Raw genomic sequence first — 26025 nt, 5'->3', positions numbered from 1 at the left:
AAATCGCAATCATGATTAATTGAATGATTAACCATGATTGCGATTTAAGTGTCTCAAAACCCAATTAATGTTGCAGTAATAACGTAATTAAAATCAAGGCGCTGACGACCTGAATCGTCCCCACGCCTAAACCATACAGTGCTAAGCGCTTGCCAGCTTTCATAAAGTTAACAAGATTCAAACGTAACCCGATAGCTGCTAACGCAATGATTTCAAACCAACTACTGATTGTATGAGCCGTTGCGCCAATAATTGCTGGTAACGAAATCAAGCTATTCAATGCACATAAGATTAAGAACCCGGCCACGTACCATGGTAACCAATGACCGTTCCCATTACCACTGACGACAGCATCCTCAGCCAATTCATTTTCAATCGTGCGTTGGTGTAACCGGCCAAAAATCAAAACAACGACGACTAGCATCATAATCCGCATAATTTTGAAAATCGTTGCAAATTGAACCGTTGTTTGATTAATCATACTAGCTGCGGCCACTACCTGCCCAACTGATTGTAAAGTTCCCCCAATCAACGCCCCTTTAAGAATGACACTGCCACCAAACACGGCCATTCCTAAGACCGGTAACGTTAACATCAGCACTGTCCCCATCAAGTTAACTAAGGTAATGACAGTCCCCTTATCATCTTCATCCGCGTCAATAACGGGGGCGATTGATGCAATCGCCGACGACCCACACACGGCGTTACCGCCGGCCATCAGCATACGTACCGACTGGCTGAAACCCAGCTTACGCCCCAACCACAAAGCCCCAACGATCGTAATCGTCATTTGGCAAAGAATAAAGAGCACGCCGAACCCACCAATTTTGCCGATTGTCTGTACCGTCATCGTCGCACCGAGCAACATCACGGAATATTCCAACAGCTTACTTTCTGCGAACTTAGTCCCCCGACCAAGTTGCGGTTGTTTCAGAAACGTATTGCCACCAATGATTCCTAATAGAATCGCGATAGTAGCCGCACCTAACGCTGGCACAAATTGCGCCAATCCTTGACTAATAATTGCAATGACCAGACTGGTCACTAACCCCGGTAAAATCCCTTTGACCTTCATTCGCTTTCTCCCATCTCTATCTCGATGCTTTTAAGTATACGAAAGTTATTTACATTTGAGAAATAAATTATTATGATAGTTACTATTAATAAAAATAATAGTTAGGGGTGAACACAATGTTTAAACAATTGGAAACGTTCTGTGCGGTATACGAAACTCGCAACTTCTCCCATGCCGCCGAGCAACTTTTTATTTCCCAGCCGACCGTCTCAACACAAATCAAACAACTTGAAGCCGATTTACAAACCACGCTCTTAACACGTAACGGGCGCCAAGAAATCGTTCCTACTGCCAGTGGTCAGCTCCTCTATCAACAGGCTCAAAAGCTGTTAACAACTTGGGCCGCTACCAAAACAGCGGTACAATCACCACGCCACTTAGTGAAAGTTCCTTGCCGGATTGGTGCCTCACACACAACCGGGCGTCTGATTCTACCCACCTTATTAGCCAATTTGAGTGCCGTCAGTGATCGCTTTGACTTTCAAGTGACGCTTGCCAATTCGGCCGAAATTTTGACCGCTATGTCCCAACACAAACTGGACTTTGGTTTAGTTGAAAAGCCACTCGTTACTGACCAGCTCAATCGCTTGCCATTTGGTCACGATGAGCTCGTCCATGCGGGCGACTTTGCCAGTCCCCTCTGGCTGCTACGTGAACCTAATTCCGGTGTGCGTCATTATACCAACGCCTTTTTAAAAGCCCGCAACATTCAGCCAGCACAAGTCATGGTCATCCACAGTAACCAAATCATCGCGGACCTCCTCGCTCATGGTATCGGCCAAACAATTATTTCACGTCACGTTTTAAGCAACGAGATTCCCATCGAACAGCTAAGTGCCCATTACCAACGCCAATTCTTTTTACTGACTAACACGCAACCGGCAGCGGCACTGCGCCCCGTACAGACTGCAATTACCCAGTACCTAACAACGTGGTCAGATTAGCGATCCCCGCCGTTGTTATTAGGTCTTTTTGACATTAGCGTTTAAAAAATGGTCTGACCACTAAAGCCAGACCATTTTTGATATTCACTGAACAACCGGCTGCCACTGTTGCCAAACTTGTTCATCACTATATTGTTCACTACTCCGATAGGCCCCCTTGCTAAGTCGTTGCTGACGTTGCGGACTTTCAAGTGTTCGGGTCAGCGCTCTGACTAGTTGGTTGACGGCACCATCCGTGACCAGATAACCATTCTTGCCATCCTTCAAAACATCCTTAGGGCCATAGTTAATATCATAAGCAATTGCTGGCACACCATGACTAAGGGCTTCAATTAACGATAATGGCTGCGCATCACTTTCACCAGTATAAACGTAAGCACCGGCCTGATCATAAGCCATTGTTAAGTTCGGTTGATACCCAGCAAAAGTCACGGCGGTCTCTAGGTGCAACTGGGACACTTGCTGTTTTAGACGGTCAAGCTCACCACCATACCCGTAAATCACTAAGGTCGCATCCGTAATCTTATGGTGCACTTGGTCAAAAGCTGTCACTAGCTGATCGACGCGCCGTTCCGCATCCAAACGGCCGGTATAAATAATTTCATGCGCATGACGTTCACTGATCGAAATTGGTGCGTGTTGAGCTTGCTGTTTGGAAACAATGGCTGCTGAAATCGTCAGGATTGGGACACTCGGTTGACCACCGAGCCACTGCGTCAAATCTTGCTTCTGTTGTTCGGTACTCGTAATCACACCGTCCCAAGCACTCAGAAACTCGTGCAGGCCATAAACATACGCGTTATTCAAATTAGAATAGACTTGATCACGCGGATCGACTGCATGTGGCGTGGGTAACCACAAATATTTTTTAGCCGCCGTCTGCATGTTCACCACCGGCCACTGAGCAGCTAACGGCCGATCCGCAATAAAGACGTTGTTTTCATCATATTGCTTGTTCAGTTCATCTAAGAAGAACCGGTACCATTCTTGTTCACCATTAAAGTAGTAGTCACGGCCATGATAATTGATAAGATGGCACAACGAAACATAATTAGTCCCATTATTATCATGCGTATAATACTGTTCGGCCATCCGACTACCATCTGGTCGATAGAAAATATCCGTGATTGGTTCCCCGGCTGACGAGAAGAATTCATCACGGGCCTTAAAGCCCCGTTCATCATAATCAGTACGCTGAACAAGATTATTGAAGTGATCAAAAATTTCAATGAAGTACACATGCCCCACCGTGCTGGGGACAAAGTGGACCTTAGCAACCAGCCGATCACCAGCTCGCACCTCACTGACATTGGGGTCCGGCTTAATGTCATAGGCAGTTGGCCAGTTCAAATCAGCCATCTTGATGACCCGACTGGAAAAGCTGGTCGTTTCACGAAAAAAGTCAAACAAGTTGGCCATCTGATCATCGGCAATATTGAAGCGCCGCATATTCTGATGTAACAAACCATCAAATTGACGCGTTACTAGTTTAGCCGGTGCCTGATGATCTTTAAACAACTGGAGCCGTTTGAATTCGGCATGTTCCACACCAGAATTTAACGCCATTAAATATTGGTTCACAAAAAAATTCATCGCTGTGTTGCCCCCTCAACTTGATAAAAATCGGCTGCGGCTTTCATGAGTGGTTGCCACTGTTGCCAAACAGCCGTTGTGCTAAAGCGTTGGGCATCTTGATAAGCCTGTTGACTATACATGGCTAACTTTTTCGGCTGCGTTAACAAGTCGATCATCGCCGTAGCCAACGCATTTTCATCATTGACCGGCACCAATTGACCATCGTGACCGTCCCGAATAATATCACGTGGCCCATATTTGACATCATAGGCAATCTGGGGCACCCCATGGGCCTGACCTTCAAGCAAGGCAAGTGCAAAACCTTCTGCCCGCGACGTTAACATCGCCAACTGCGCATCATTATAGACAGCTGTTAAATCGGTCGTATAATCATTAAACGTAACTGCCGCTTTCAGTCCCAGCTGTTCCACAAGTTGATGCAGTTGTTTGCCGGTATCACCATTTGCATAGCCCCAGAAATCAAGGGTCGCATTCGGCACTTGGGCCAATACCTTTTTGAATGCCCGGATCACCTGATCTTGTTGCTTTTCTTCGGCTAAACGCGCCACAAAAATAATCTTGCCTGCGGTGCGCTGATCAAAAGATGGCTTGGGCGCATTCAAAGTCGCGTCATCGACAATCCCAACTGGAATCGTATAAACGGCGGGTTGATTGCCAAAGCGGGCTTGAAAGTCAGCAGTTTGTTGCTTAGTCGACGCAATGACGCCGTTCCATTGGTCTAGGTTATTGAGCGCGTAAGCATAATTAAAGTTGAGACTAGCCGTCTTCGGATGGGCTGGATCATTAACGTGATTACTGTGTAAATGCATGACTTTAAACGCTTTAGTTCGCATGTGAAGTGCGGCGTAAGCCAACTCATACGTCCGATCAATGACAAAGACCGCATGCGGCGTCCTCCGATTAAGTTCATCGAGGAAAAAGGTTGTCATTGCCGTTTCACCAGCAAATGACCAGTCTTGCCCCTCATAATTAATGAATCGATAAAGTGAATTTTGGACCTGATTTTGTCGATCTGCCATATGAAATGTCTGATAGACAACCTCCCCGTCCGGATTAAAGACTTGTTCACTTGCTACTTGTCCATCAGCGGCATAGAACTGTTCAAGCCCTTTAAATCCCCGGGTATCGTACCAATCGGTCTTCACTAACTTACCATTTTGATCATAATATTGGACATTGTTCAGTTGTTTTTGAGTGTTCAGAAATGTATTGACCTTCATTAATAATTGGTCATTTTGATAAACTTCATAATGACGCCCAACGGATTGCACCCGCAAGTCCGGTGCTAGATGCAGATCTTCAATCGTCATCTTAGTCGTTGGCCGTTCACTGGAATGCTGAATGAAATCAAACAGATTAATTTGATTTTCAGCCGCAATCCCTGCTGCTGTCAGTGTCTGGTGTAACGATAATGAAAAAAATCGCGTGACCATCTTAGCAGGAACGTGATGCTGGTTAAAAAGTGCCAGCCGTTTCATCTCAGCATGTTCAATTCCCGATTTTTTCGGGTTAATGCTGGTATTCACAAAATAATACATTATTACTCGCTCCCTTACACGACGTTCTGCTTAACGGTCTCGATTATAACAAATTTTACTGAATTAATAAGAATATCGCTCACAGCTTTAAACCATTTTTTAAGTTACCTTCTGAATTTTACCGCGAGTGTGATGATAATGTGGCGAAAACATGATGAAAGTGTTAACTTGTTACACCATGTTACTTTATTACAAAATTGGCTCAAACCGTAATCTGTTATTTATTGCTTTGCAATCTGCGGTCGGTATACTAATCATCATTCAATCGAAATAACAACACAACTTTTATAGGAGTGACTGATTAACTTATGAAAATTAAAAATGCCCTATTAACTTCATTGGCAGCTACCGGTCTGTTAGCTTTAGGTACTACCGTTGCTAATGCCGATACCGTTGTCGTTAAAGCTGGCGATACTGTCAGTGAAATTGCTTTAACGCATAAGACGACCATCAAAGCGATTCAAAAAGCCAACCATTTAAAGAACGTTAACTTGATCTATATCGGTGACAAACTGGAAGTCAACGGCAAACACCACGCAACCACGGTTACTACCCAAGTACCAACTAGTGCTGCTTCAAGTACGGCTAGTTCGACCAGTACTGCCAGTTCAACGGCCAACAGTACTAGCACCCAAAGTGCCAGCAGCGCATCCGTTAGCAGCAGTACAAGTACGTCAGCAGCTAGCACGGCTACCAGTTCGTCAACGACAAGTGTCGCCTCAAGTAGTGCTGCCAGCTCATCAAGCACAAGTGCTGCTTCAAGTAGCGTGACCAGCACGTCAACCGCCAGCGCGGCCTCAAGTAGTGCCGCCAGTTCGTCAACTAGCAGTGCCACTTCAAGCTCTGCAACGAGCCAAGCTAGCACGGCGTCAAGTTCAACCGCCACTTCCGCATCTATGACGAAGTTGAGCAACACCACTGCTTCCAGTGCCGCCAGCACAAGTACGGCAGCCAGCAGTAGTGCTACCACTTCAAGCAGCACCACAACGAGTACTAGCAGCAGTTCATCAACAACTAGCACATCAAGTAGTGCTGAAGCTGCCGCAAAAGCCTGGATTGCCAACAAGGAATCCGGTGGCTCCTATACCGCATCTAACGGGAACTATTATGGTAAGTATCAACTCAGCAAGTCACTTCTAAACGGTGACTACTCAGCTTCTAATCAGGAAACCGTCGCTGACGAATACGTGGCTTCACGCTACGGTTCATGGGTAGCGGCCAAGGCCTTCTGGGAAGCCAACGGTTATTACTAAACACATTCATGCACAACTGAACATACAATCAGCGCGGTCCTATATGGGGGCCGCGTTTTTCTGTTGCCATATAGGTGCATCGGACTTGCCTGACTGCAAACTGGCAATCCCCCCATGATCGGCCCTTATTGCAGTCCTTCATCAACCACTATGCAAATGGTCTGCTGGTAAAGTCGAACACGTGCAAGCCGCAGTCAATTTGGGAGGGCTTTTCAAAAGTCCAATTCTACCATGCCCCCCACCGTCAACGTAATCACGTTACGCAGGTCACTACATTGACACACTCGTCACTAAGATTGCATTGCAAATTAGCGGTAATGTAAGCGTTAATCTGTTACACTATGTCTTAATCGGGCATGTTTTATTTTCTAAAAAGTCCGTCAGTAAGCAAATTGCGCTTAACGAACCGCTTACATGATGGTAAACTTTAAGGGAAGTCTAATCTAGTTTGGGAGTGAATCAATTATATGAAAATTAAACACCTATTATTATCCTCATTAGCAACAACTGGTGCCATTGCCCTTGGTGCAACTGCTGCTAAGGCCGATACGGTGACGGTCAAGGCTGGTGACACTGTCAGTGAAATCGCAGACACTCACAAAACAACCGTTGCCGCCGTTCAAAAGTTGAACCATTTGAAGAACGTCAACTTAATCTACGTCGGGGACAAACTACAAGTTAACAAACACCAGACAGTTAAAATGACACGGGCCACCACCTCAGTAGCCACGCCAAGCACGACGACTACAATAACTAGTGCCGCCGTTCAAAATCCTACTAGCACCGTTACCGCCACGTCAACGGTTAGTCAAAGCACAGCGAGTCAAGCCAGTGCCAGCTCAGTTACCAGTGCAGCCAGTCAAAGCAGCACATCAGCCGTTAGCCAGAGCAGCACGAGTCAAAACAGCGCCAGCTCAGTTACCAGTGCAACGAGCCAAAGCGCGACGTCGGCCGTTAGCCAAAGCAGTACTAGTCAAGCTAGTGCTAGTTCAGTCACTAGTACGACGAGCCAGAGTGCAACGTCGGCCACTAGCCAAAGTAGTACTAGTCAAGCCAGTGCTAGTTCAGTCACTAGCACGACGAGCCAGAGTGCAACGTCGGCCGCTAGCCAAAGCAGTACTAGTCAAGCCAGTGCTAGTTCAGTAAAAAGTGCGGCTAGTCAAAGTACAACGGTAACCAGTCAAAGCACGACGACCACCGCTAGTTCAGCCGCAACTAGTAGTGCAAGTACTAGCAGCACAACTGCCAGTCAAGCTAGCTCAAGCACGGCCAGTTCAACAACAAGCACGACAACCAGCTCGACTAGTACATCTGAGGCTGCTGCCAAGGCCTGGATTGCTGCTCGCGAATCTGGTGGCTCCTACACCGTAACCAACGGTATTTACTATGGTAAATATCAACTTGGTCAATCCCTCTTAAATGGCGATTATTCTGCCGCCAACCAAGAAGCGACTGCCGACGCATACGTCGCTGGCCGTTACGGCTCATGGACTGCTGCTAAAGCGTTCTGGCAAGCAAACGGCTGGTACTAATCAGCATCTGCAATTATCAAATTCAAGCTTTATCATTGACATCAAAGCCAGCGCGGACGACTCATCGTTCGCACTGGCTTTTTTCATTAAGATATAGCAGTGATGTTCTGATTTAATCAGGTCGTCACACCACCAATTCTGTTATACTAACGCTATCCTAATTGAGACGGAGGGCTCACACATGCACTTAACATTGACCCAAACAACCATTAACCAGCAAACTTACTGGCTGGGCACAACGCCCACCGGCTTAGCCTTTGTCGGCCGTGCCAACGGTCCACGCGACGAATGGCAAGCCTTCTTCAAATCCGCTAATATTCATTATGATCAACAAGCTAATCAACAGGCCTGTCAAGAATTACATGATTACCTAACTGGTCAACGCCAGCATTTTGACATACCCCTCGACCAAACGACGGGCACCCCTTTACAACACCAAGTTTGGCAAGCTTTAACCCGTATTCCATACGGTCAAACTGCAACTTATTCACAACTCGCCACAATGATCAATCACCCTACCGCAGTCCGAGCTGTCGCCAGCGCCGTTGGTAAAAATCCACTCCTTATTGTGATCCCCTGCCATCGTATCCGCCGCAAAGACGGTCAACTTGGCGGCTATCGTGGTGGTTTGCCAATGAAACGCGCCCTATTAGCTCTTGAAAACGCCCGCTTGCCCAAATAAGCTTCACTTAGAACCAAGCGCACGCCCTTGTCACACCGAATCAACTATGTCATCATAAAATCAAACAATGATTGCTAATTGTGCCAATAGTTATTAGGCCTAATTAGGATTAAAACGTGCCAAGTTGTGTAAGTTCAAAAGCAGCCAGCTTAGGCCCGCTGGAAAAAGTTCGAGTTAGCGTAAAATTACTTAGTTGGCGCGTCCTATGCCGACTTCCAGGCATTTCGGCCAATTGCTGGAACGCGGTGGACACAGATTTAAGCCGCAGACCACGTCTTAAATACTGGTCTTCCACTAACCAAGCCAAGGGCGCTTGCTAAGTGGAATTTCACCGCTGAGCATTGGCCGAAACGCCTTCCAGTCGGGACAGTGTTCGAATGGCGGACATGTGCGGACCCAACTTTTGGTGAATTCGTCATTGTTTTTCATAAATAGTAATTTCTCTCAGCAACTATCAGACTGAAAATGATATTGGAATAGCTCAACATCTTAAGCCGCTGTAGTCAAAATTGAATGTTGCGACAAAGTAGGTTATGCACCCTGATGTTTTATTTAAAGTTCCCGTATCAAAATAGCCAACGACAAATTTCATCAAGTTAAGTAGCCGTTCATCAGCCATTCGAGCGGGTTCCCGACTGGAGGGGCTGGGTGACAATGCTCAGTAGCCAAATTATTCTTAGCTGGAAGTGGGTTGCTTCCGGCTTAGAATAAGACTCGTATTTGAGATGACGCGGGTTGGGCGTTAGCTCAAATCGACGTCGGCTACGTTCCAGCAATTGTCACCCAGCCCCGGAGGTCGGCATAGAACGCACACCGGCTGACGAATAACAATCTAAACTTGGCACGTTTTGATCCTATTTCATGACTATTAGCTCGCACAACACGTAATGACTTTATTTCAAGAATTTGGGGGACAAACTAATGCTATCCATCGCACATATTCAGAAGCGTTTCGGGACTGTTCAAGCATTAAATGACGTGTCATTTGATGTCCATGACGGAGAAATCATGGGATTGATTGGTCAAAATGGCGCGGGGAAATCAACCACGTTTCACAGCATCTTAAATTTTCTATCATTCGACGGTCAAATTACTTGGAATGGGCAACCGTTGACCGCTGATGACTACGATCAAATCGGCTATTTACCCGAAGAACGTAGCCTAATGTCCAAATTAACCATCACACAACAAATCGTGTACTTGGCCCGTTTGAAAAATCAGCCGGCACGGGTGACCAAGGGCAAAATTGCCGCATGGATGAAGCGCTTTGCGGTCAAGGGGCAGCCGACCGATAAGATTGATAAGTTATCTAAAGGGAACCAACAAAAGGTCCAGCTGATTTGTACTTTAATTCATGATCCCAAACTGATTATCTTAGACGAACCGTTCAGTGGTTTGGACCCGGTCAACGCCGACCTGCTCAAGCAAGCTATTTTAGATGCTAAGCAACGGGGCGCCGCGATTATTTTTTCCAGTCATGATATGAGTAATGTCGAAGCGATCTGTGACTCACTCGTTATGCTACGTAATGGTGAAGCAGTCCTTAAGGGTACCGTTGAAGATGTTCGCGCCCAGTTTGGCCGGACCCGTCTCTTCTTGACGACTGACTGGTCACAAGCGCAACTGGCCGATCTACCAGGAGTCACCACCGTTACTCAACAAGGTGCCCGTCGATTCCGACTCGAACTTGCAGATGCTTCAGTTGGCCCAGCGATTTTTGATCAAGTCACTGCTGGTCATTACATTGAAGAGTTCAGTCAGCAGCCACCAACGCTGGATGAGATTTTCCGAACTGAAGCGGGAGGTGTTAACCATGAATAAGACTTGGATTGTGACTTTTGAAACCTACTTGCGGCAGATCAAGTCCTGGAGCTTTTTGTCACTCGTCTTTATGCCCTTCTTGTTCTTCGGGTTCGTGGCCGCCTTTTCTTATTTTGCTGCACCCAGCGCTAGTAAGAATGACATCGCGGTCGTTAGCACTAGCCCACAATTACGCACAAGTTTCATTAAGCAGAGTCATGTGGCTACCGCTAATAAATACCAAACACTCGCCAGCGCTAAGGCGGCGACGAAGCGCAATGACATCGCCGGCTACCTCGTTTTAACAACCAAAAATCAACAGTTGCAAGCGCAGTTCACTGGTCCTAATGCTGTCAGCAGCGGTGACAAGGCTAAGATTCAGCAGTTCTTAGCCACTGCCCAAAGCCAACGTAACGTACAGCGCGCACAACTAAGTGCCAAGCAGACCCAGGCGTTGGCTGTACAGCCAAAATTTACTGAACAATTACAGAAACACGCTGCTTCAGATAAAACAGCTAAAACGGTCTCCTTCTATATTGTCGTCTTCTTTGTCTACTTGATTTTGACCACTTATTCAGCAATCACAGCCCAAGAAATTGCCGCAGACAAAGGCACCAAGATTATGGAAGTCATCTTCTCGAGTACGACACCGCGGAAATACTTCAATGGTAAAATTTACGGTGTCTTACTAGTCATTGTGACTCAGCTGCTCGTCTACTTAGTGGGTGGCTTTGCCGTCATGCAATTCGTTAAACGTAGCTCACTCACAATTGATTTTTGGCAACAGAATACCGATTTGATCAATCAAGTGATTCACAACTTGGTCTCAATCAACTTGTTGTTTGCATTACTGGCCGTACTACTCTACACCGTAGCGTCGGCCTTCTGTGGTGCTTTGGTGACCCGGGTCGCGGATGCTAGCAAGGCAGCACAACCGGTCATCTATCTGAGTATGCTAGCGTTTTTCATGGCCCTAGCCTTTCAGAACACACCCACCAATCTCTTCGTTAAGATTTTCTCATATATTCCGTTCTTCTCATCATACTTCATGCCATTACGCCTCATTAACGGCATGGCAACGATGCCCGCTGCAATCGTGTCACTCCTGATTCTCATTGCAACAATCATTGGAAGTATGATCTACATCGGCCGAATCTATGGCGGGCTAATGTTACAAACGGATGAACTCGGTTTCTGGGGCAACTTAAAGCGCGGCTTACGGTTGAAGTAGGCCCACTAGTTGAATATTTATAACAACAGCAAGCACCCGGTCTAGCAACGCCATTATGCGCTAGACCGGGTGCTTGTATTTTTTGAATTCAAATTTTCGACTTATCGGCAACTAGCTCAAACAACCGTTAACAACAGCTAAATCAAGTTAAGCCTGCTTCGTCGGATAAATCGTAAATTCATTAACGTTAACATCTTCTGGTTGGTCAATGGCAAAGTTGACCACGTTCGCAACGGCTGCTGGACTGATTCCCACTTGTTGATAAAAATCAGTCATATTCTGTTTGGCCGTCTTATCCGTAATCGTGTGCAGTAATTCCGTATTGATGGCCGCTGGATATAAGCTGACCGTTCGAATATTGGTACCTTCTTGGGCACTTTCCATCCGAATGACTTCCATCAAATTACGAACCGCAAACTTCGTAGCACCGTACACGCCGGAGCCAGCAAAGGACTTAATCCCAGCCACTGAAGATGTCGTAATAATCTGACCAGATTTTTGAGCGGTAAAGATTGGCATGACCGCTGCCACCCCGTTCAAGACGCCTTTGATGTTAATATCAACCATCTGGTCCCATTCATCCGTGTGCAAGGCACTGATTGGCGATGTCGGCATAATCCCAGCATTATTGAGAATCACGTCAAGCCCACCGAATTGCGTTTGCGCTAGCTTAACCAGTGCTTGTACATCGGCCGACTTCGTTACATCCGTCACCTGATAGGCCGCTTGTCCACCAGCTGCCTTGATTTCATCAACTAAAGCAGCCAGGCGTTCTTCACGCCGTGCGCCCAATACGACTTTAGCACCATTACTGGCTAATTGCTTAGCGGTCGTCGCCCCAATTCCGGACGAGGCCCCCGTAATCACAACGACTTTGTTTTTAACTGTCATCTAACTGTTCCTCCTACTCACCGTAAACTTCTTTGATCAGTGCCATTGCTGACCACGCCTTAGGCCATCCCGCATAGAAAGCCAAGTGGGTAACAATTTCAACGGCTTCATCCTTTGAGATACCATGATCTTTGCCCATCTTAAAATGCGCCTTTAATTGTGGAAAATCACCACTGGTCATTAAGCACGCAATGGTAATCATGCTCCGATCATGTAAACTTAGTGCGCTTTCGCGTGCCCAGACTTCACCAAATAACACATCATCATTTAATGCGGCAAACTGTGGTGCTAATTTGCCTAAGTTGTCGCGTCCTGCGGTTTGTTTAACTGTCATATTAGTTTCCTCCTTCGATAACTACTTTAACTTTTATAATTTTGCGTAGGCTTCATCATCAACTGGTTCGAGCCATTCGCTAGTTCCCTTAGTAATCGCGATGTGGGCAAACCAACTATCCTTTGTTGCACCATGCCAATGCTTCACACCAGGATGAATTGTGACCACGTCGCCGGGATGCAATAACTGGACTGGTTTACCAGCCTCTTGATACCAACCTTCACCACTCGTTACCAATAAGATTTGGTATCCGTTATGATGGATATGCCAATTATTCCGACAGCCAGGTTCAAACGTCACGTTGGAAACATTCACGTCGACCTGCTCATCACCGGCTAAGGCATTCAGGTAACTTTGACCGATAAAGTATTGTTGGTAGGCCTCATTCTTTACACCTAATCCAAATAGGCCGCTATTATTAGTTGTTGTCATATTAAAAACACTCCTTAATTATTTGCTTGCTAACTGATTGATGAATACAGCTTACAACTTAAAGTGCACTTTAAGTCAACAATAAAGTTTAAACTTGCTAAAATAGGATTTCGTGGTATTGTTATTGCTAAAGTTACTTCAAATAAAAGTTAGAATAAGGAGAATTTTAAAATTGGTAAGGACTACTACAGAACGTTATTCAATCGGTGACTTCGCTAAAGCCGTTGGTCTCAGCGCCCCCACACTACGCTACTACGAAAAAGCGGGCTTGATTGAACCACATCGCTTAGACAATGGCCGGCGCTATTATGAGACTGCCGATATTAACTGGGTCAAATTCTTATTGCATCTTAAAGGAACGGGTATGAGTATTAGCGAATTGCAACAATACGTTACCTGGCGCGCAGCCGGCGACAACACGATTCCCCAGCGATTAGCACTACTCAAACACGTTAAAGAAGACTTTCTCGTCCAGTTCAACGAAGTTCAGCATCATCTACAGATTCTCAACGACAAAATTAATTGGTATGAAGAAAAGGAAGCTGGTATTACCCAGGATCACGAAGATTTTTCGAGTTACTTGCAACGGTTTGGGCATCACGAATAACCTGAATAACGCACAACCGTCACCACAATCATTATTAAGTTAGATACACCGAGATTCAGTCGCCTTGCTCAAAAAAAGTAATAGTCATTTCAAGAATCAATTCTTGAAACGACTATTACTTTTTTTGAAACCTTTTCCGGCACAATTAAATTCACACTTATTGACGTTTCCGTTAAGCCAGCAATTCCGTAATCATTTTTTGATAAATCTCGATGAAGCGCCCATACATATCCAAATCAACATATTCATTAACTTGGTGCGCTGTAATATTGCCGGGTCCGAAGACAATCACTTGCATATCAGGACTCTTTACAATATAAGACGATGCGTCCGTCCCACCAGGAGCACCAAAGTACGGGAGCCGTTGCTGTAAAACTTGTTCCCCAACCTTCTTCGCCAACTGGACCAACTGGCTATCTTCCGGCGTATGCACTGGGTAGAACGAACTTGCGATGTCCATCGTTAGATTGGCACCATCTGCATTGCATTCAGCAATGATGGCTTCCAAATCCTTAATCAAGCGGTCATTCCGTAATTCTGGAATCGTCCGAATTTTTACTGACATTTCGGCACTGGCTGGGACGGTGTTGACCTGTTCGCCACCACTAATTAACGTCACGACAGGCACGGTTGGGCCCAATACGGGATTAACAATAGTCTTGAAACTGTCAAAATAGGCAGTTTGTTTCTGATAGTAAGTCATCAACATATCGATGGCGTTTTGACCAATCGCTGGCATCGAACTGTGGGCCGCCACCCCTTGCGCTTTAATCGTATAAGTCAGTGAACCCTTATGCGCTAATTCGATGAAGTGTTGTTCGGTCGTCGGATTCGCATCCGCCATCCGTTGCGCCGTATCGCCGTCAACACCTAACATGGCTTGAATCGACTTGGTCAGTAAAAGTTGTTTGTCCGCACCGCTTGGTTCCGCACAGATCAACGTTTGAATATCATCGGCGTAACCGAGTTCCGTCAATTGTTCAGCGCCTAAATGGTCGACTTCTTCTCCCACAGTTGCGAGTAACCTCACCGTGCCATGGAGTGGGGCGTCCTGATCGTGCAATGCAATCATCGCGAAGACTTCAGCCATTAGTCCAGCCTTCATGTCCGTCACACCGCGACCATACAACCGATTATCTTTGATAGTTGCTGCCAACGGGTCCGTGTGCCATTTATCTGCATCACCCAACGCCACCGTATCTTCATGACCATCCAACGCGACGACTGGGCCGTGACCATCACCAATTTCGGCCACCAAGTTCACCCGCCCGGGAGCGTACTCGATTGATTGTGCTTCAATACCATGTTGCTTTAAAAGTGTGACCAAATAATCCGCCACCAATTGCTCATGGTTATTTACCGTATTCATTTTTACAATATCGCTTAATGCCTGTACAGCAGCTTCTAACTGTGCCGTTTCTGCCATGCCATTCATCCCCTAGTCATCCTTAATTAAACTGTTCCAATCAATTTAATTATACCACTTCGGCTACCGTTGGCCGTTGTCAGACACGTTTAATCGACAGATTTCAGTGCATCCAGCATATTGACTCGCTTTAACTTACGATGCATCATTCCCATGACTAATAAACTAAAGGCCAGGGTCAATAATGCCGCGTAAACGTAACTCAACGGATGAATCGTTGGTGAAAACATTAACGCGTTCGTTTCAGCCGTTTGCAAGATATATGCGTGCAACCAGTTGCCCAAGAAACAACCGGCAATAATGCCTAAAACCGTCAATATCAGATTTTCACGGAAAATATACATCGTCACTTCACCATCGTAAAAGCCCAACACTTTGATTGTCGACAATTCCCGGATCCGTTCAGAAACATTAATATTCGTTAAGTTATAGAGCACTACTAGCGCTAGTGCCCCCGCCGAGATGACAAAGATCAATACGACTAAGTTCATGCTATCTAGCATTTTAAAATTAGTGGCTTTCTCTGTACTCATCAGTGTCACGTTCTGAACCCCCGCCTGTTTCAATAGCCGGTCCGCATAAGCATTTTCTTGCTTTTTCGTTGCCTGCTTAAACCGGACATAGTTCGTGTTATATACTGGTGCCTGCTTGAAGACACGTCGATAATAAGTCGGACTCATATAGATAAAGTGATTGACGTAATTTTCAGCCACCGCACTGATGTGAATCCGCTTGGTGGTTTGCCCGGCCAACTTGATCGTTAAATCATCGCCCGCCTGAACGCCATATAACTTAGCTAATTTTTCATCGATGACCGCACCGCGATCACCAATATGAATGGCCTGATGACTTTGTCGGTGCCGTAATACCACGAACTTGCTTAGCGATTGGTGGGGTGCCGGTATACCGAGCGTAGCCGTCTGTTCTGCTACCCCGGACTGTTTGACCGTCACCTGCTTGGCCTGTAATTTCAAACTAGCCTGGTAAAGTTGACCACGACTGAGTGCTTGCCGTTGTTGGTCCGTTTCGTTCCCACTACGCGTCACCACAGCATCGTAGTGCCACAATTCGTTAAATTGCTTGACGCTAATATCACCAATGGAATCCTTTAAGCCAAACCCCGTAATCATCATTGCCATGCAGCCCGCAATACCGAGCACGGTCATCAGCAACCGTTGCTTATACCGAAATAGATTACGAAGTGTGATTTTATGATTAAAACTCAGCCGATGCCATAGCCATTGCCAGCGTTCTAATAGCAAAGTCTTACCGGCCTTAGGTGATCGTGGCTGTAAGAGTTGCGCGGGTAAACTGTTTAAATCCACGCGGAGCACGACCAGTGCCGTCCCCAACGTGCACAACAACGCAATGGCTAAGGCGATACCAATGTCCATCCAAATGTATTGAACGTTGATTGCGGGCAAATTATACATACTACCATAGGCCTGCGCGATAAACCGCGGGAAAAAATTGACGCCGAACAGGACACCTAGCGCGGTCCCAATCAGCGCGGCTAAACCACCATAAATCATAAACTCGCTACCGACCGCGGTATTCGTATACCCGAGGGCCTTTAACGTCCCCATCTGTAGCCGCAATTCTTCAACCATCCGCGTCATCGTCGTTAGACAAATTAACGCGGCAATCGCAATAAAGAACAGCGGAAAGACAGTCGACAGTGCCACGACTCGTTGCGTATTTTCGTGATATTCTGTGTAACCCGGATTATCCGTACGGTCAGTGTACAAATAAGTCGGCATTGTGATGGCCGCGACCTGGGCCTGCGCGCGTTTTAATTGGCTTTGTAACTTGACTAGTTGTGCCGTTCCCGCTGGTACTTGACTAGCAAGTTGCTGGGTCGCCTGTTGCAATGGTTTCAGCTTAGCCTGGGCCTGGGCTTGTAATGCCTGCTGCCGCTTACGCGCTTGTGGTTTTAACCAGCGTTTGAGTTGCGCGGTGTTCTCGCGATTCAAGCGCCGATACTTCGCCGTGTAGGGGGTGACGCCCCGCAAATTTTTGAATTGCACGTCAATGCGCGTTATCACACTGGACTTAATCACCTGCGGACGGACATAGACCAAGTAGTCCAAAGTCCCTTTACCAACGTTGGTGACGCCACGATTCGTATTTTCAACATACGTTGGTGAATTGACAAACCCCACGACCTTGAATGTTCGCCGCGTGAACTGTGCATTGCGCTTAGCCGTACTGCTAATTCGATACGTTGAACCGACTTTTAGCTTCGGCTGCAATCGCTGTGCTTGCGCGTCTAACACGATCTCATTGGCATGCCGCGGTAACCGTCCCTTAACGATCCGTAACCGATTCAGTCGTTGGGTTGTCGGTAACGCCATCACCCGCACGACTTGACTATTGTTCAACTGATTAACATCAGCATAGCGTGTCGCTTGGTAAGTGAGCTGTGAGCGGTGTTGATTCAGTACTCGTGTATCGGCCTTAGTCAGCCCCATTGTCGACTGGACACTATTGGTCGCCAGCTTTTGCTTCGCATAATAATCATTAGCTGCCTGTGACATATCCGGACCAGTCGCCCGAATTCCCGTATAAAAAGCAACCCCTAAGAAAATGATCAGTAATATTGAAGCAAAACGGGCTTTCGACGACCAAATCTCACGCATAATTGTTTTAAAATAAGCTGCTGTCATCGCTGCACCTACCATTCAATCTCAGCCAAAGGCGTTGGATGAGCATTATGCTCAACCGACTGCACTTGAGCATCATTGATACGAATGACTTGGTCACCCAGCTGCGCAATCGCACTATTATGCGTCACAATGATGACCGTTGTCTGCGTCTGCTTAGCTGCATCTTGAATCACCTGTAAGACTTGCTTCCCCGTCTGATAGTCGAGCGCGCCAGTGGGTTCATCACAGAGTAATAATTTGGGATTCTTCGCAACTGCCCGCGCAATTGCGACCCGCTGTTGTTCACCACCGGACAACTGGGCTGGAAAGTTATCTGACCGGTGCGTCAGTCCTACCAAGGTCAACGTCTCATCAACGTCGCGTGCGTCCTTGGTAATTTGCGACGCCAACTCGACGTTTTCACGCGCCGTCAAGTTCGGAACCAGGTTGTAGAATTGAAAAACGAACCCGACCGCTTGCCGGCGATAGGTTGTTAATTGCCGTGAGTTGAATTGCGCAATGTCCACACCATCCACCAGTACACGGCCGCTCGTAGGACTGTCCATGCCACCTAAAATATTGAGTAACGTGGACTTTCCCGCACCACTCGGGCCTAAAATCACAACGACCGCACCCTGGTCAACTTCAAATGAAATATCACGATTAGCAACGGTGACCTGCTCACCATTTTTAAACTGGCGCGTTGCCTGCTGCACTTCGATGTATGCCATAATTTAGCCTCCTATATGTAATCGGTTACTATTATCATACCGTATTTTCAAGATTCACGGTTAGCATTTAAGCCACCGCTTGCATTTTGCCTCGCATTGCCCGTACAATGACAACAGTCACTGACACTGATAATTCCAGTGTTATCACCCGTTATCCGAGGAGGTCCAACTATGATTGCCCAAGCCATTGCGACTGTTTTAATGCTAATTGTTTTTATGTTCGGTTTTACTTACTTTCTGAATAGCCTATTTTTCAGACGCATCGAAAAACACGACCGTGAACAAACTAAAAAACGCGAACATCAAGACCACCACTCGTCTTAATGCTCACGTCAGTACGTATTATGTTAAAAATAGGACTGCCAGTTAAGATCAAGGGCAGCCAACTTCGGCCTGTCGGAAAAGAGGTTGTTTAGCGTAACCTGGCTTTGATTACACGTCTAGCAAGACTTACAGGCAGTTCTACCAATGGCTAAAATATGCTCGCTGTCGCCCCACACTACTAGATCAACGCTTCATTTTCCTCATTCAACTTGTCACAGTCAATGATCAATTGACAAACTTCTTTGTCTGGCGTCAACTTCATCGAATACTTCCGCCCATATTCAATCATCGTGTGATGGGCTTGATGTAATTCTGCCGGTGCCAACACACTCACGATTTTTTGTTCAACTTGTAACGGCGTCGCGGTCTGAGCGACAAAGTGCAAGCGTTTCGAGATTGCCGAGACGTGTGTATCGACAGCAAACGTCGGTTGTTCAAAAACGTCACTCAATACCACGTTGGCAGTTTTGCGGCCCGCACCTGGTAACGCCATGATGCCTTTACGATCGGTAGGCACGACATCGGCTAATTCTTCATGGACAATGCGCGCCGTTTTAATGATGTTGCGGGCCTTATTATGAAATAATCCGACGCTCTTGATAATTGCTTCCACATCCGCAACATCGGCAGCCATCAAGTCCTTTGGTTCTGGATACTTCTCAAACAGCACCGGCGTCACCTTGTTAACCGAGACGTCGGTCGCCTGAGCGCTCAGAATTACTGAAATCAAATACTGAAACGGCGTCCGCGAGTCCAGGGAAGGCCCCACTGGTCCGATGTCTGCTTCCATTTGGTGAATTGCCCACACGATCTGATCATCTTTTAGCATTGCGCTTACCGCCTCTTTCTTATCCTGTTTCTAAGTTAATTTTAAGGCTGAGGGGGTGTAATGTCTATTATTAAAAATATCGCGGCCTTATTTCTAATCCAAACTCTAATGACATGAACACAGTACCATTAATTTCTATCAATCATCATCACGATCAGCAAAATAGGCGGCCCGTTGCCGAGCCCAATATTCATGGTCGGCGGTGGTGATTTCTCGTAAGACATGGCAAGGATTGCCGACCGCAACCACGTTATCCGGGATATCATGAGTAACCACGGAACCAGACCCAATCACGACGTTACTCCCAATCGTGACACCCGGATTAACGACCACGTTGCCCCCAAACCAAACATCGTGTCCAATCGTAATTGGCCAACCATATTCGAGTTGTTCAGCACGAATGGCGGCGTCAATGGGGTGACCCGCCGTATATAAGCCGACCCGCGGCCCCATAAAGACGTTGTCCCCAATCGTAATCCGACCCACATCAATAAAAATCGCATCGTAATTGGCGTAAAAGTGCTTGCCAATTGTCGTGTTACTTCCATAGTCGGTATGAAATGGCGGTTCGATATAGCCCCCGTCACCAATTTTGTTGAACATTGCCGTTAACAATCGTTGCCGTTCTTCTGGTTGGGCTTCGGTTGTTTGATTAAATTCCCGTACTAACCGTTTGGCACGATGATTTTCACGTCCTAATTCTGGATCATCAGCAACGTACAACTCACCCGCCAGCATTCGTTCTTTCTGTGTTTTCATACTCCCAGTTCCTCCCATCAATCGCATTTCACTTTCACCAGCATAGCACGCAATTATCACCATGAACACGCATTCTCGAAAGCAACCGCCCCCATTTTGAGTATCGTTGAACTTTTAAGCTTTTTTATACTGCGAAAAAATCATTATCGTTTATAATGAGAGGTATACACACAATTAAGGGAGTTTTAACCATTGAAAACATTTAAAAGCATTATGAGCTGGGTGGTTCCGATTGCGATTGGCTTGATCATCGCCCTACTGATTCGTCAGTTCTGGTTTACTATGGTCAAAGTCGATGGGACTTCGATGCAACCGAATTTACAAAATAACGAACGCGTCGTAGCTTTTAAGACTAGCAAAATCAAAGCAGGTTCCGTCGTCGTCTTCAACGCCTACGGACTCGATCCGAACCAGACCGACAAAAACGCCGTTTATGTTAAGCGGGTCATTGGGATGCCTGGGGATACGGTCCGCTACACAAGTTCCGGTAAACTTTACGTGAACAACAAATTAGTCAAGCAAACCTACCTCAAAAATAAGTATCAACAAACGACTGGGTCCTTCATGGCTAATAGTCACAGTAAGTTCACTGGTTGGACACTCAATAGTTTGAGCCATGATCAAGGCTGGGCCAAGTCCGTGACCAACAATACGGTGCCGAAGGGTTACTACTTTGTCCTTGGTGATCACCGGAGCGTCTCTAACGATGGCCGTTACTGGGGGCTCGTTCCTAAGAGCAAGATGATTGGGGTCGTCAAAGCATGGCCATGGCAGAACCGCAAACAATATATTAATAACTACCAACCTTAAGATTTGAACACCTTATCAGCAAGTCGTTAACTGCGACTTGCTTTTTTGTTATACAGATGACTCGTCTGTATTTGCATTGTCCTCATTTATGGCCGATGCAAAGTCATTGGCGTCATTAGACAGAACCGGCAACAATACATCAATCATTTTCAAAACTAACAAATAAACGAATCAACAAAGTTATGAACAACTTGTTGATTCGTTTATTTGTTAACCAGACTTTTATCCACAGTTAATAACTTAATGCCGTTATCCACAGTATCTGCATAAGTCTTCAATTGATTTGATCAGTTTTCTGAACAGATTATCAGCTCCGACTATTTTTGGCGCTGACGCCAATCCTGGACCCCAAAATACCCACAAATAATTGGGCTTAAAGGAACCAAAATCACTGCCATCAAAATATTCTTAAAGAAGTTGATAAAGCCATCCATGAAGTCACTCTTAGCCTCGACTTGCGGCGTTAATGCGGTTGGAACAGGTTTGGGCTTTGTCCGCTTGGCTGCTACTGACCATGGTCGGCCAGAGTCCTGAATGATTTGCTCATCGTCTGGTCGCGTTGACAGTGTTTCCTTGGGTTGTTTACGCCAGACTTGAAACACCCGCGGCCAACGATACTTCACAATTGGAAACAGCACGAGCGCACAAATAATACTGTAAATGACGAACGGATTAAATTCTAACACGATCCGATTGACTTCCTGACGGGCCGTAAAAAACATGATAATGAAGACGGCGATTGCACCGTAAAACCAACTAATTATTAAATGACTCGTTTTCCACACGTTGTGCCACCTCCCCGGTTGTTGACATACTCAATCGCACCATACTTTTACACTGCAAGCCAGCTTCATAGATCGGGTCTGGATAGTTATCCACAAAAAAGTTGACCCACACTTCAATCATCTCAAAACCAGCGTGTTGATAAATCGCTAGTTGCCGCAACGATGAATTACCAGTGCCAATTTGCAGTTCATCACAGGTTGGCGCTGCTTGGCAGACTGCAATTGCCGTTGCTAGTAAGGCCTTAGCAATGCCGCGATGTTGATAGGCGGGCGCCACCGCAATATTTTTAACTTCCCACACCCCTGTTTTGAACGTTGTCAACACGACAACACCCACCACTTGTCCATCTTGTTGATAACCATAACATTGGCCTGTCGATAAGTACGCTGTGACCTGTGCCCAAGATGGATCAGCTAATAACAGTAAATCCCGTGGAATTTGAGCTGCCGCTATCGGTTGGATTTTCATGACTGTCGCCTCTGATGCCGTTGATAGCCGTTACCCCAACAAACATAAGGAATGATGACCGCAATAATTGCTAAAGCATACTCGCGCACCGTTAAGTTCATGGCATTGACCACGACAAGGTACGCCAAAAAAGCCGTCCATAAAACCGGAACGATACCGCCGACCCAAAAGTAGCGACTGGCCGTAAACAGGTACTCTTCTAAGATAAAGATAACAATTGCAATAACACCTAAAATTAGTAATTGCATAATGCCACTTCCTAACTTGTGATTAACGCAGTGCCTACTGCTTGTTTAACTGTTGTAGCATATCCACAAAACGTCCGATTGTTAAGTTAGCCACATCTTCATCAGAATAGAAGATGATCATTTGGGACCGTTGTTCTGGGGATAAGTTCGCTTGGGAGCCAAAATAAACTAGGTAAACGTCCGCGCTGTGGTCCGTCAAACTCTGACCATAATCTGTATCTAACGTGAAGTTGAAATCTGCACCCAATTGTTTTTCCATGGCGGCCATGAAAGCTTGCACATCCGCAGTTGCGACCGTCTCTTGGCCGGCCACCGTACTCGTAATAACATTAACTTGCATTTTAAAAGCTCCTCGTTAAAATTTTTAAACTCAATTTTCACAGTAGCGCACTTTTGTATAAACCGCAAGCCACTAGTTGTCCACAGTGGATAACTTATTCCGTGACCGGTACAGTCAACTTATCCCCAGTGTAAACCATCGTTGTCACCACACTTGGTGCCAATTCTTGTCTCGTTGCCGCACGACCAGTTGCGACGTAATGCATCATTCGCAACGTTGCGCCGTCCACAATCAACAAGACCTGACCATGATCAGGCGTTGCCGCCATAACCTGTTGTAACCCCTTTTGATAGCGATCCCAGAACTCCTGCCCACTTTCCGCCAATCCATCCGCATCGTGATCGTGCAACAATGTCTGTAGCTCACTGGGGGTCTGATCTGCGGCAAAAGCGGCCACACTCTGATAACCTAGCTTAGTCGCAAATCCTGACCAAACCGCCGCGCGTTCAGTGCCTTCAAAGCCGCCATAGAATGGCGCACGTAACGCGACTACCGTTCGCAACTTAACGGGTTGTGCTCGTGAGTCTAAGATAATGCGCGCAGTCTGAATCGCCCGACTCGTATCACTAGCGAAGGCGGTATCAAACGTTGTCGACGCCAACTGCTGCGCAACCTTGGCCGTCGCCTGTTCGCCAGTCGCCGTCAACGGCGTGCCGCTCCAACCCTGGAACCGGTCAAGTTGATTAAAGTACGTTGCTCCAGCAACGACTAAGTGTAAGGTGATTGATTTCATGGTTAATTCTCCGTTAGTTTTTTTAGATTATTCAACTATTTTAGCATAAAAACTTGGCCGGACAAACGGACTCTAGGACTTGTTTAATATGAATTTGAGTAGAATTGTCATCAAGCATGAAACAACTCTCATTTTAAAACATACAGCTGGCAAACAAAAAATCAGGATAAGAATCAGATGTGCATCCTTATCCTGACTTTAATTATTGTGCGGCAACAGCTCGTTCATTTTGGCTAACCGAGAATTAGCGAAAAATCGCCATGCCAAATACTCATCAAGTCACGACACGTCTTTTGATGGTAAGCTTAACACCATCATTGTGTATTTCTCTTCATTAGTAGCATTAAATGTATAATATCGAACATTGTTATATGCCACAGTCATCAGAAATTAAAGGTATTATAGTTCGCTTAATATATTCTATTCAGAAATTGTCACAAAGCACGGGCGTGTTGCCTTTAGTTGACAGTCTAGCCAAGCCAACAAATACTATTTTCCTAATGCGACCGTTTTACTGACCACTAATCACTAGTCGCTTTAGTAGGTACTGGCTTTCTGCGCACTAATGACCCAATCACCATTCTTCTTCTCATAAAACATCTGCATCTGCAACCGCCAAGTATGCGTACCACCACCCCAAATTCTTGCTTGAACTTGGTTCTGACCAATTAAGCTTGCCCGGTTACCTTCAATCTGAATAGCTTTGATGGTATCTTCTTTTGAAGCAAAATATTGCATTTCTTCATTTTGAATTTGGTCAATCCACTCCAATTTAGACTGCACATACCCCGTCATGTGGGTTAACTTCATAGTTGGTGCCAAAATTTCATTTAACCGACTGAGGTTTTTCTGAACCATAGCAATATTTTCATCACGATACAATTTAATAATCATTTCTTTATCCGTCATTCTTACCACGCTTTCTTTACTTACATCAAGCATGATACCAACTTTTCTATGCCAAAACCATTCAGAAATCAAGGGTCATTCATAAGTAAAAATTATGCAAAGGTTTGTTTCAATAATTCAGCAAAAGTTTCGATATAATAACCTGAATTATTAGCTTGCCAATAAGCGTAATAGTTCTGAACCAATTTTCGGTTTCCTTTAACCAAGGAAATCATTTTAACAATATCTTTATCTAATTGTGTTCTCATCCGCTGATTGATGATCAAATACCCCTGATTAGACGCGATCAACATTTGTGCCTCGTCATAGCTTTTAGCAATCACAAACTCACTTTTGACACCTAAAACATTGCGATAATACTCCTCTTCTGAGACTTGCTGATTGCCATCAATAATCAAAATACAAGGAATATCCACTAAGTCGGCAACATCGATTTTTTGTGTCTCAACTGGCAACGAATTGTTAACGGCAACCATAAACTCACTAGCAGTCAAAAATTCATTTTGATATTCATTGGATAAGGCCCGCCGTTGATCAGAAAAATTCAAATCAATTTTTCCTGTCTGTAATAATTCATAGAGTTCTTCGTGCGTGCCACTACTAATTTTGATTTTCACTTTAGGAAACTCCTGAGTAAACTTCGAAACAGTTTGTAAAAACTCAGCAGTCCCAAAACTTCTTAAATAGCCAACCCGCAACTCGACCTCATCATTCTTTTCAATTTTGATGGTTTTCTTTATAAGTTGGTCCACATCCGCCAAAATATCCTGACTATGAATATAAAAGTACTGACCCGCTTCAGTAACTTCAAAGCTGCGTCCTTTCCGATTCAATAACTTCACACCAAGTTGACTTTCCAACTCCTTCATTTGCTGAGAAATCGCTGACTGCGAAATGTGGCAGTCCACGGCCGCTTGAGTAAAACTATGATTATTAACGATTGCGATAAAATACTGCATCTGTTGAAACATTACCGGCACCTCAACCTTTACAAAATTATCTTTGAATGTTCAAATTTGTCATATTATTTTAATTAGTATAACCTTAATCAACAATTTGAGAAATGTTTTGCAGCAGAACCTGAACCGATTCCCTGCCATGC

27 protein-coding genes are annotated in these 26025 nt (G+C 45.6%); 9 read left to right on the top strand and 18 right to left on the bottom strand.

Going from position 1 to position 26025, the window contains the following annotated elements:
- Window positions 1-64 precede the first annotated feature (64 nt).
- On the bottom strand, window positions 65-1075 hold the full coding sequence (locus E5260_RS03390; RefSeq protein ID WP_003642118.1) for a YeiH family protein: 1011 nt from the start codon (window positions 1073-1075) through the stop codon (window positions 65-67).
- A gap of 116 nt (window positions 1076-1191) precedes the next feature.
- On the opposite strand from E5260_RS03390, the gene E5260_RS03385 reads away from it, so the two are divergent.
- Complete coding sequence (locus E5260_RS03385; protein WP_003642119.1) at window positions 1192-2019, top strand: LysR family transcriptional regulator; 828 nt, start codon at window positions 1192-1194, stop codon at window positions 2017-2019.
- Window positions 2020-2103: 84 nt separating this feature from the next.
- Here the strand turns inward: E5260_RS03385 and asp1 are convergent, their stop codons facing one another.
- Window positions 2104-3612 carry an accessory Sec system glycosyltransferase Asp1 gene (asp1, locus tag E5260_RS03380; protein WP_003642120.1) on the bottom strand — a complete coding sequence of 503 codons (1509 nt, stop codon included), beginning with the start codon at window positions 3610-3612 and terminating at the stop codon, window positions 2104-2106.
- Complete coding sequence (locus E5260_RS03375) at window positions 3609-5153, bottom strand: glycosyltransferase (RefSeq protein WP_003642121.1); 1545 nt, start codon at window positions 5151-5153, stop codon at window positions 3609-3611. Before E5260_RS03375 ends, asp1 begins: the two co-directional genes overlap by 4 nt.
- 308 nt (window positions 5154-5461) lie before the next feature.
- Between E5260_RS03375 and apf (E5260_RS03370) the strand changes: the two genes are divergently transcribed.
- The 5 genes from apf (E5260_RS03370) to E5260_RS03350 all read left to right on the top strand — a co-directional run bounded on the left by apf (E5260_RS03370) (window position 5462) and on the right by E5260_RS03350 (window position 11651).
- Window positions 5462-6406, top strand: a complete 945-nt coding sequence (apf, locus tag E5260_RS03370; RefSeq protein ID WP_003642122.1) for an aggregation-promoting factor — start codon at window positions 5462-5464, stop codon at window positions 6404-6406.
- Window positions 6407-6873: 467 nt separating this feature from the next.
- Window positions 6874-7938 carry an aggregation-promoting factor gene (apf, locus tag E5260_RS03365; protein WP_003642123.1) on the top strand — a complete coding sequence of 355 codons (1065 nt, stop codon included), beginning with the start codon at window positions 6874-6876 and terminating at the stop codon, window positions 7936-7938.
- Window positions 7939-8119: 181 nt separating this feature from the next.
- Complete coding sequence (locus tag E5260_RS03360) at window positions 8120-8620, top strand: methylated-DNA--[protein]-cysteine S-methyltransferase (protein ID WP_003642124.1); 501 nt, start codon at window positions 8120-8122, stop codon at window positions 8618-8620.
- Window positions 8621-9541: 921 nt separating this feature from the next.
- On the top strand, window positions 9542-10441 hold the full coding sequence (locus E5260_RS03355; protein ID WP_003642126.1) for an ABC transporter ATP-binding protein: 900 nt from the start codon (window positions 9542-9544) through the stop codon (window positions 10439-10441).
- The gene (locus E5260_RS03350; protein ID WP_003642127.1) at window positions 10434-11651 is read left to right on the top strand and encodes an ABC transporter permease; all 1218 of its coding nucleotides are present in this window, start codon (window positions 10434-10436) and stop codon (window positions 11649-11651) included. Before E5260_RS03355 ends, E5260_RS03350 begins: the two co-directional genes overlap by 8 nt.
- Before the next feature lie 147 nt (window positions 11652-11798).
- Here the strand turns inward: E5260_RS03350 and E5260_RS03345 are convergent, their stop codons facing one another.
- From E5260_RS03345 to E5260_RS03335, 3 genes are read right to left on the bottom strand one after another with little or no spacing between them, the layout of a single operon-like run.
- Window positions 11799-12542, bottom strand: a complete 744-nt coding sequence (locus E5260_RS03345; protein ID WP_003642128.1) for an SDR family oxidoreductase — start codon at window positions 12540-12542, stop codon at window positions 11799-11801.
- 13 nt (window positions 12543-12555) lie between these two features.
- On the bottom strand, window positions 12556-12876 hold the full coding sequence (locus E5260_RS03340) for a carboxymuconolactone decarboxylase family protein (RefSeq protein ID WP_003642129.1): 321 nt from the start codon (window positions 12874-12876) through the stop codon (window positions 12556-12558).
- Between the two features lie 33 nt (window positions 12877-12909).
- Window positions 12910-13308: a cupin domain-containing protein gene (locus E5260_RS03335; protein ID WP_003642130.1), complete on the bottom strand. Its 399-nt coding sequence runs from the start codon at window positions 13306-13308 to the stop codon at window positions 12910-12912.
- A gap of 172 nt (window positions 13309-13480) precedes the next feature.
- On the opposite strand from E5260_RS03335, the gene E5260_RS03330 reads away from it, so the two are divergent.
- Window positions 13481-13915, top strand: a complete 435-nt coding sequence (locus E5260_RS03330) for a MerR family transcriptional regulator (protein ID WP_021356835.1) — start codon at window positions 13481-13483, stop codon at window positions 13913-13915.
- 172 nt (window positions 13916-14087) lie between these two features.
- Here the strand turns inward: E5260_RS03330 and E5260_RS03325 are convergent, their stop codons facing one another.
- The 3 genes from E5260_RS03325 to E5260_RS03315 all read right to left on the bottom strand — a co-directional run bounded on the left by E5260_RS03325 (window position 14088) and on the right by E5260_RS03315 (window position 18717).
- A complete protein-coding gene (locus E5260_RS03325; protein WP_003642132.1) occupies window positions 14088-15350 on the bottom strand; it encodes an ArgE/DapE family deacylase in 1263 nt (420 codons plus the stop codon).
- An 80-nt stretch (window positions 15351-15430) separates the two neighbouring features.
- The gene (locus E5260_RS03320) at window positions 15431-18022 is read right to left on the bottom strand and encodes an ABC transporter permease (protein ID WP_003642133.1); all 2592 of its coding nucleotides are present in this window, start codon (window positions 18020-18022) and stop codon (window positions 15431-15433) included.
- Window positions 18016-18717, bottom strand: coding sequence for an ABC transporter ATP-binding protein (locus E5260_RS03315; protein WP_003642134.1), 702 nt, complete (start codon window positions 18715-18717; stop codon window positions 18016-18018). Before E5260_RS03315 ends, E5260_RS03320 begins: the two co-directional genes overlap by 7 nt.
- Window positions 18718-18888: 171 nt before the next feature.
- Here E5260_RS03315 and E5260_RS03310 point away from each other — a divergent pair, with 171 nt between their 5' ends.
- Window positions 18889-19041 carry a hypothetical protein gene (locus E5260_RS03310; RefSeq protein WP_003642135.1) on the top strand — a complete coding sequence of 51 codons (153 nt, stop codon included), beginning with the start codon at window positions 18889-18891 and terminating at the stop codon, window positions 19039-19041.
- Window positions 19042-19219: 178 nt separating this feature from the next.
- Here E5260_RS03310 and E5260_RS03305 read toward each other — a convergent pair whose 3' ends face one another.
- Together E5260_RS03305 and E5260_RS03300 are read right to left on the bottom strand one after the other, a co-directional pair.
- Window positions 19220-19870 (bottom strand): endonuclease III domain-containing protein, encoded by a 651-nt coding sequence (locus E5260_RS03305; RefSeq protein ID WP_003642136.1) that lies wholly within the window; start codon window positions 19868-19870, stop codon window positions 19220-19222.
- Window positions 19871-20008: 138 nt separating this feature from the next.
- The gene (locus E5260_RS03300) at window positions 20009-20629 is read right to left on the bottom strand and encodes a sugar O-acetyltransferase (protein WP_003644763.1); all 621 of its coding nucleotides are present in this window, start codon (window positions 20627-20629) and stop codon (window positions 20009-20011) included.
- Between the two features lie 192 nt (window positions 20630-20821).
- Between E5260_RS03300 and lepB the strand changes: the two genes are divergently transcribed.
- Complete coding sequence (gene lepB, locus E5260_RS03295) at window positions 20822-21439, top strand: signal peptidase I (RefSeq protein WP_003642138.1); 618 nt, start codon at window positions 20822-20824, stop codon at window positions 21437-21439.
- Between the two features lie 317 nt (window positions 21440-21756).
- On the opposite strand, the gene E5260_RS03290 is transcribed toward lepB, so the two are convergent.
- From E5260_RS03290 to E5260_RS03260, 7 genes are all read right to left on the bottom strand, one after another.
- On the bottom strand, window positions 21757-22224 hold the full coding sequence (locus E5260_RS03290; RefSeq protein WP_003642139.1) for a hypothetical protein: 468 nt from the start codon (window positions 22222-22224) through the stop codon (window positions 21757-21759).
- The gene (locus E5260_RS03285; protein WP_003642140.1) at window positions 22196-22693 is read right to left on the bottom strand and encodes a GNAT family N-acetyltransferase; all 498 of its coding nucleotides are present in this window, start codon (window positions 22691-22693) and stop codon (window positions 22196-22198) included. The genes E5260_RS03290 and E5260_RS03285 overlap by 29 nt, the downstream gene beginning before the upstream one ends.
- On the bottom strand, window positions 22690-22941 hold the full coding sequence (locus E5260_RS03280; RefSeq protein WP_003642141.1) for a hypothetical protein: 252 nt from the start codon (window positions 22939-22941) through the stop codon (window positions 22690-22692). Before E5260_RS03280 ends, E5260_RS03285 begins: the two co-directional genes overlap by 4 nt.
- 34 nt (window positions 22942-22975) lie before the next feature.
- Window positions 22976-23281 carry a hypothetical protein gene (locus E5260_RS03275; RefSeq protein ID WP_003642142.1) on the bottom strand — a complete coding sequence of 102 codons (306 nt, stop codon included), beginning with the start codon at window positions 23279-23281 and terminating at the stop codon, window positions 22976-22978.
- A gap of 94 nt (window positions 23282-23375) precedes the next feature.
- A complete protein-coding gene (locus tag E5260_RS03270) occupies window positions 23376-24014 on the bottom strand; it encodes a histidine phosphatase family protein (RefSeq protein WP_003642143.1) in 639 nt (212 codons plus the stop codon).
- A gap of 537 nt (window positions 24015-24551) precedes the next feature.
- A complete protein-coding gene (locus E5260_RS03265) occupies window positions 24552-24956 on the bottom strand; it encodes a nuclear transport factor 2 family protein (protein WP_003642144.1) in 405 nt (134 codons plus the stop codon).
- Window positions 24957-25015: 59 nt separating this feature from the next.
- A complete protein-coding gene (locus E5260_RS03260) occupies window positions 25016-25894 on the bottom strand; it encodes a LysR family transcriptional regulator (RefSeq protein WP_003642145.1) in 879 nt (292 codons plus the stop codon).
- Between the last annotated feature and the right edge of the window lie 131 nt (window positions 25895-26025).

Source organism: Lactiplantibacillus plantarum (genome assembly GCF_014131735.1).
GTDB lineage: Bacteria > Bacillota > Bacilli > Lactobacillales > Lactobacillaceae > Lactiplantibacillus > Lactiplantibacillus plantarum.
This window is presented reverse-complemented; position numbering and strand designations above follow the sequence as displayed.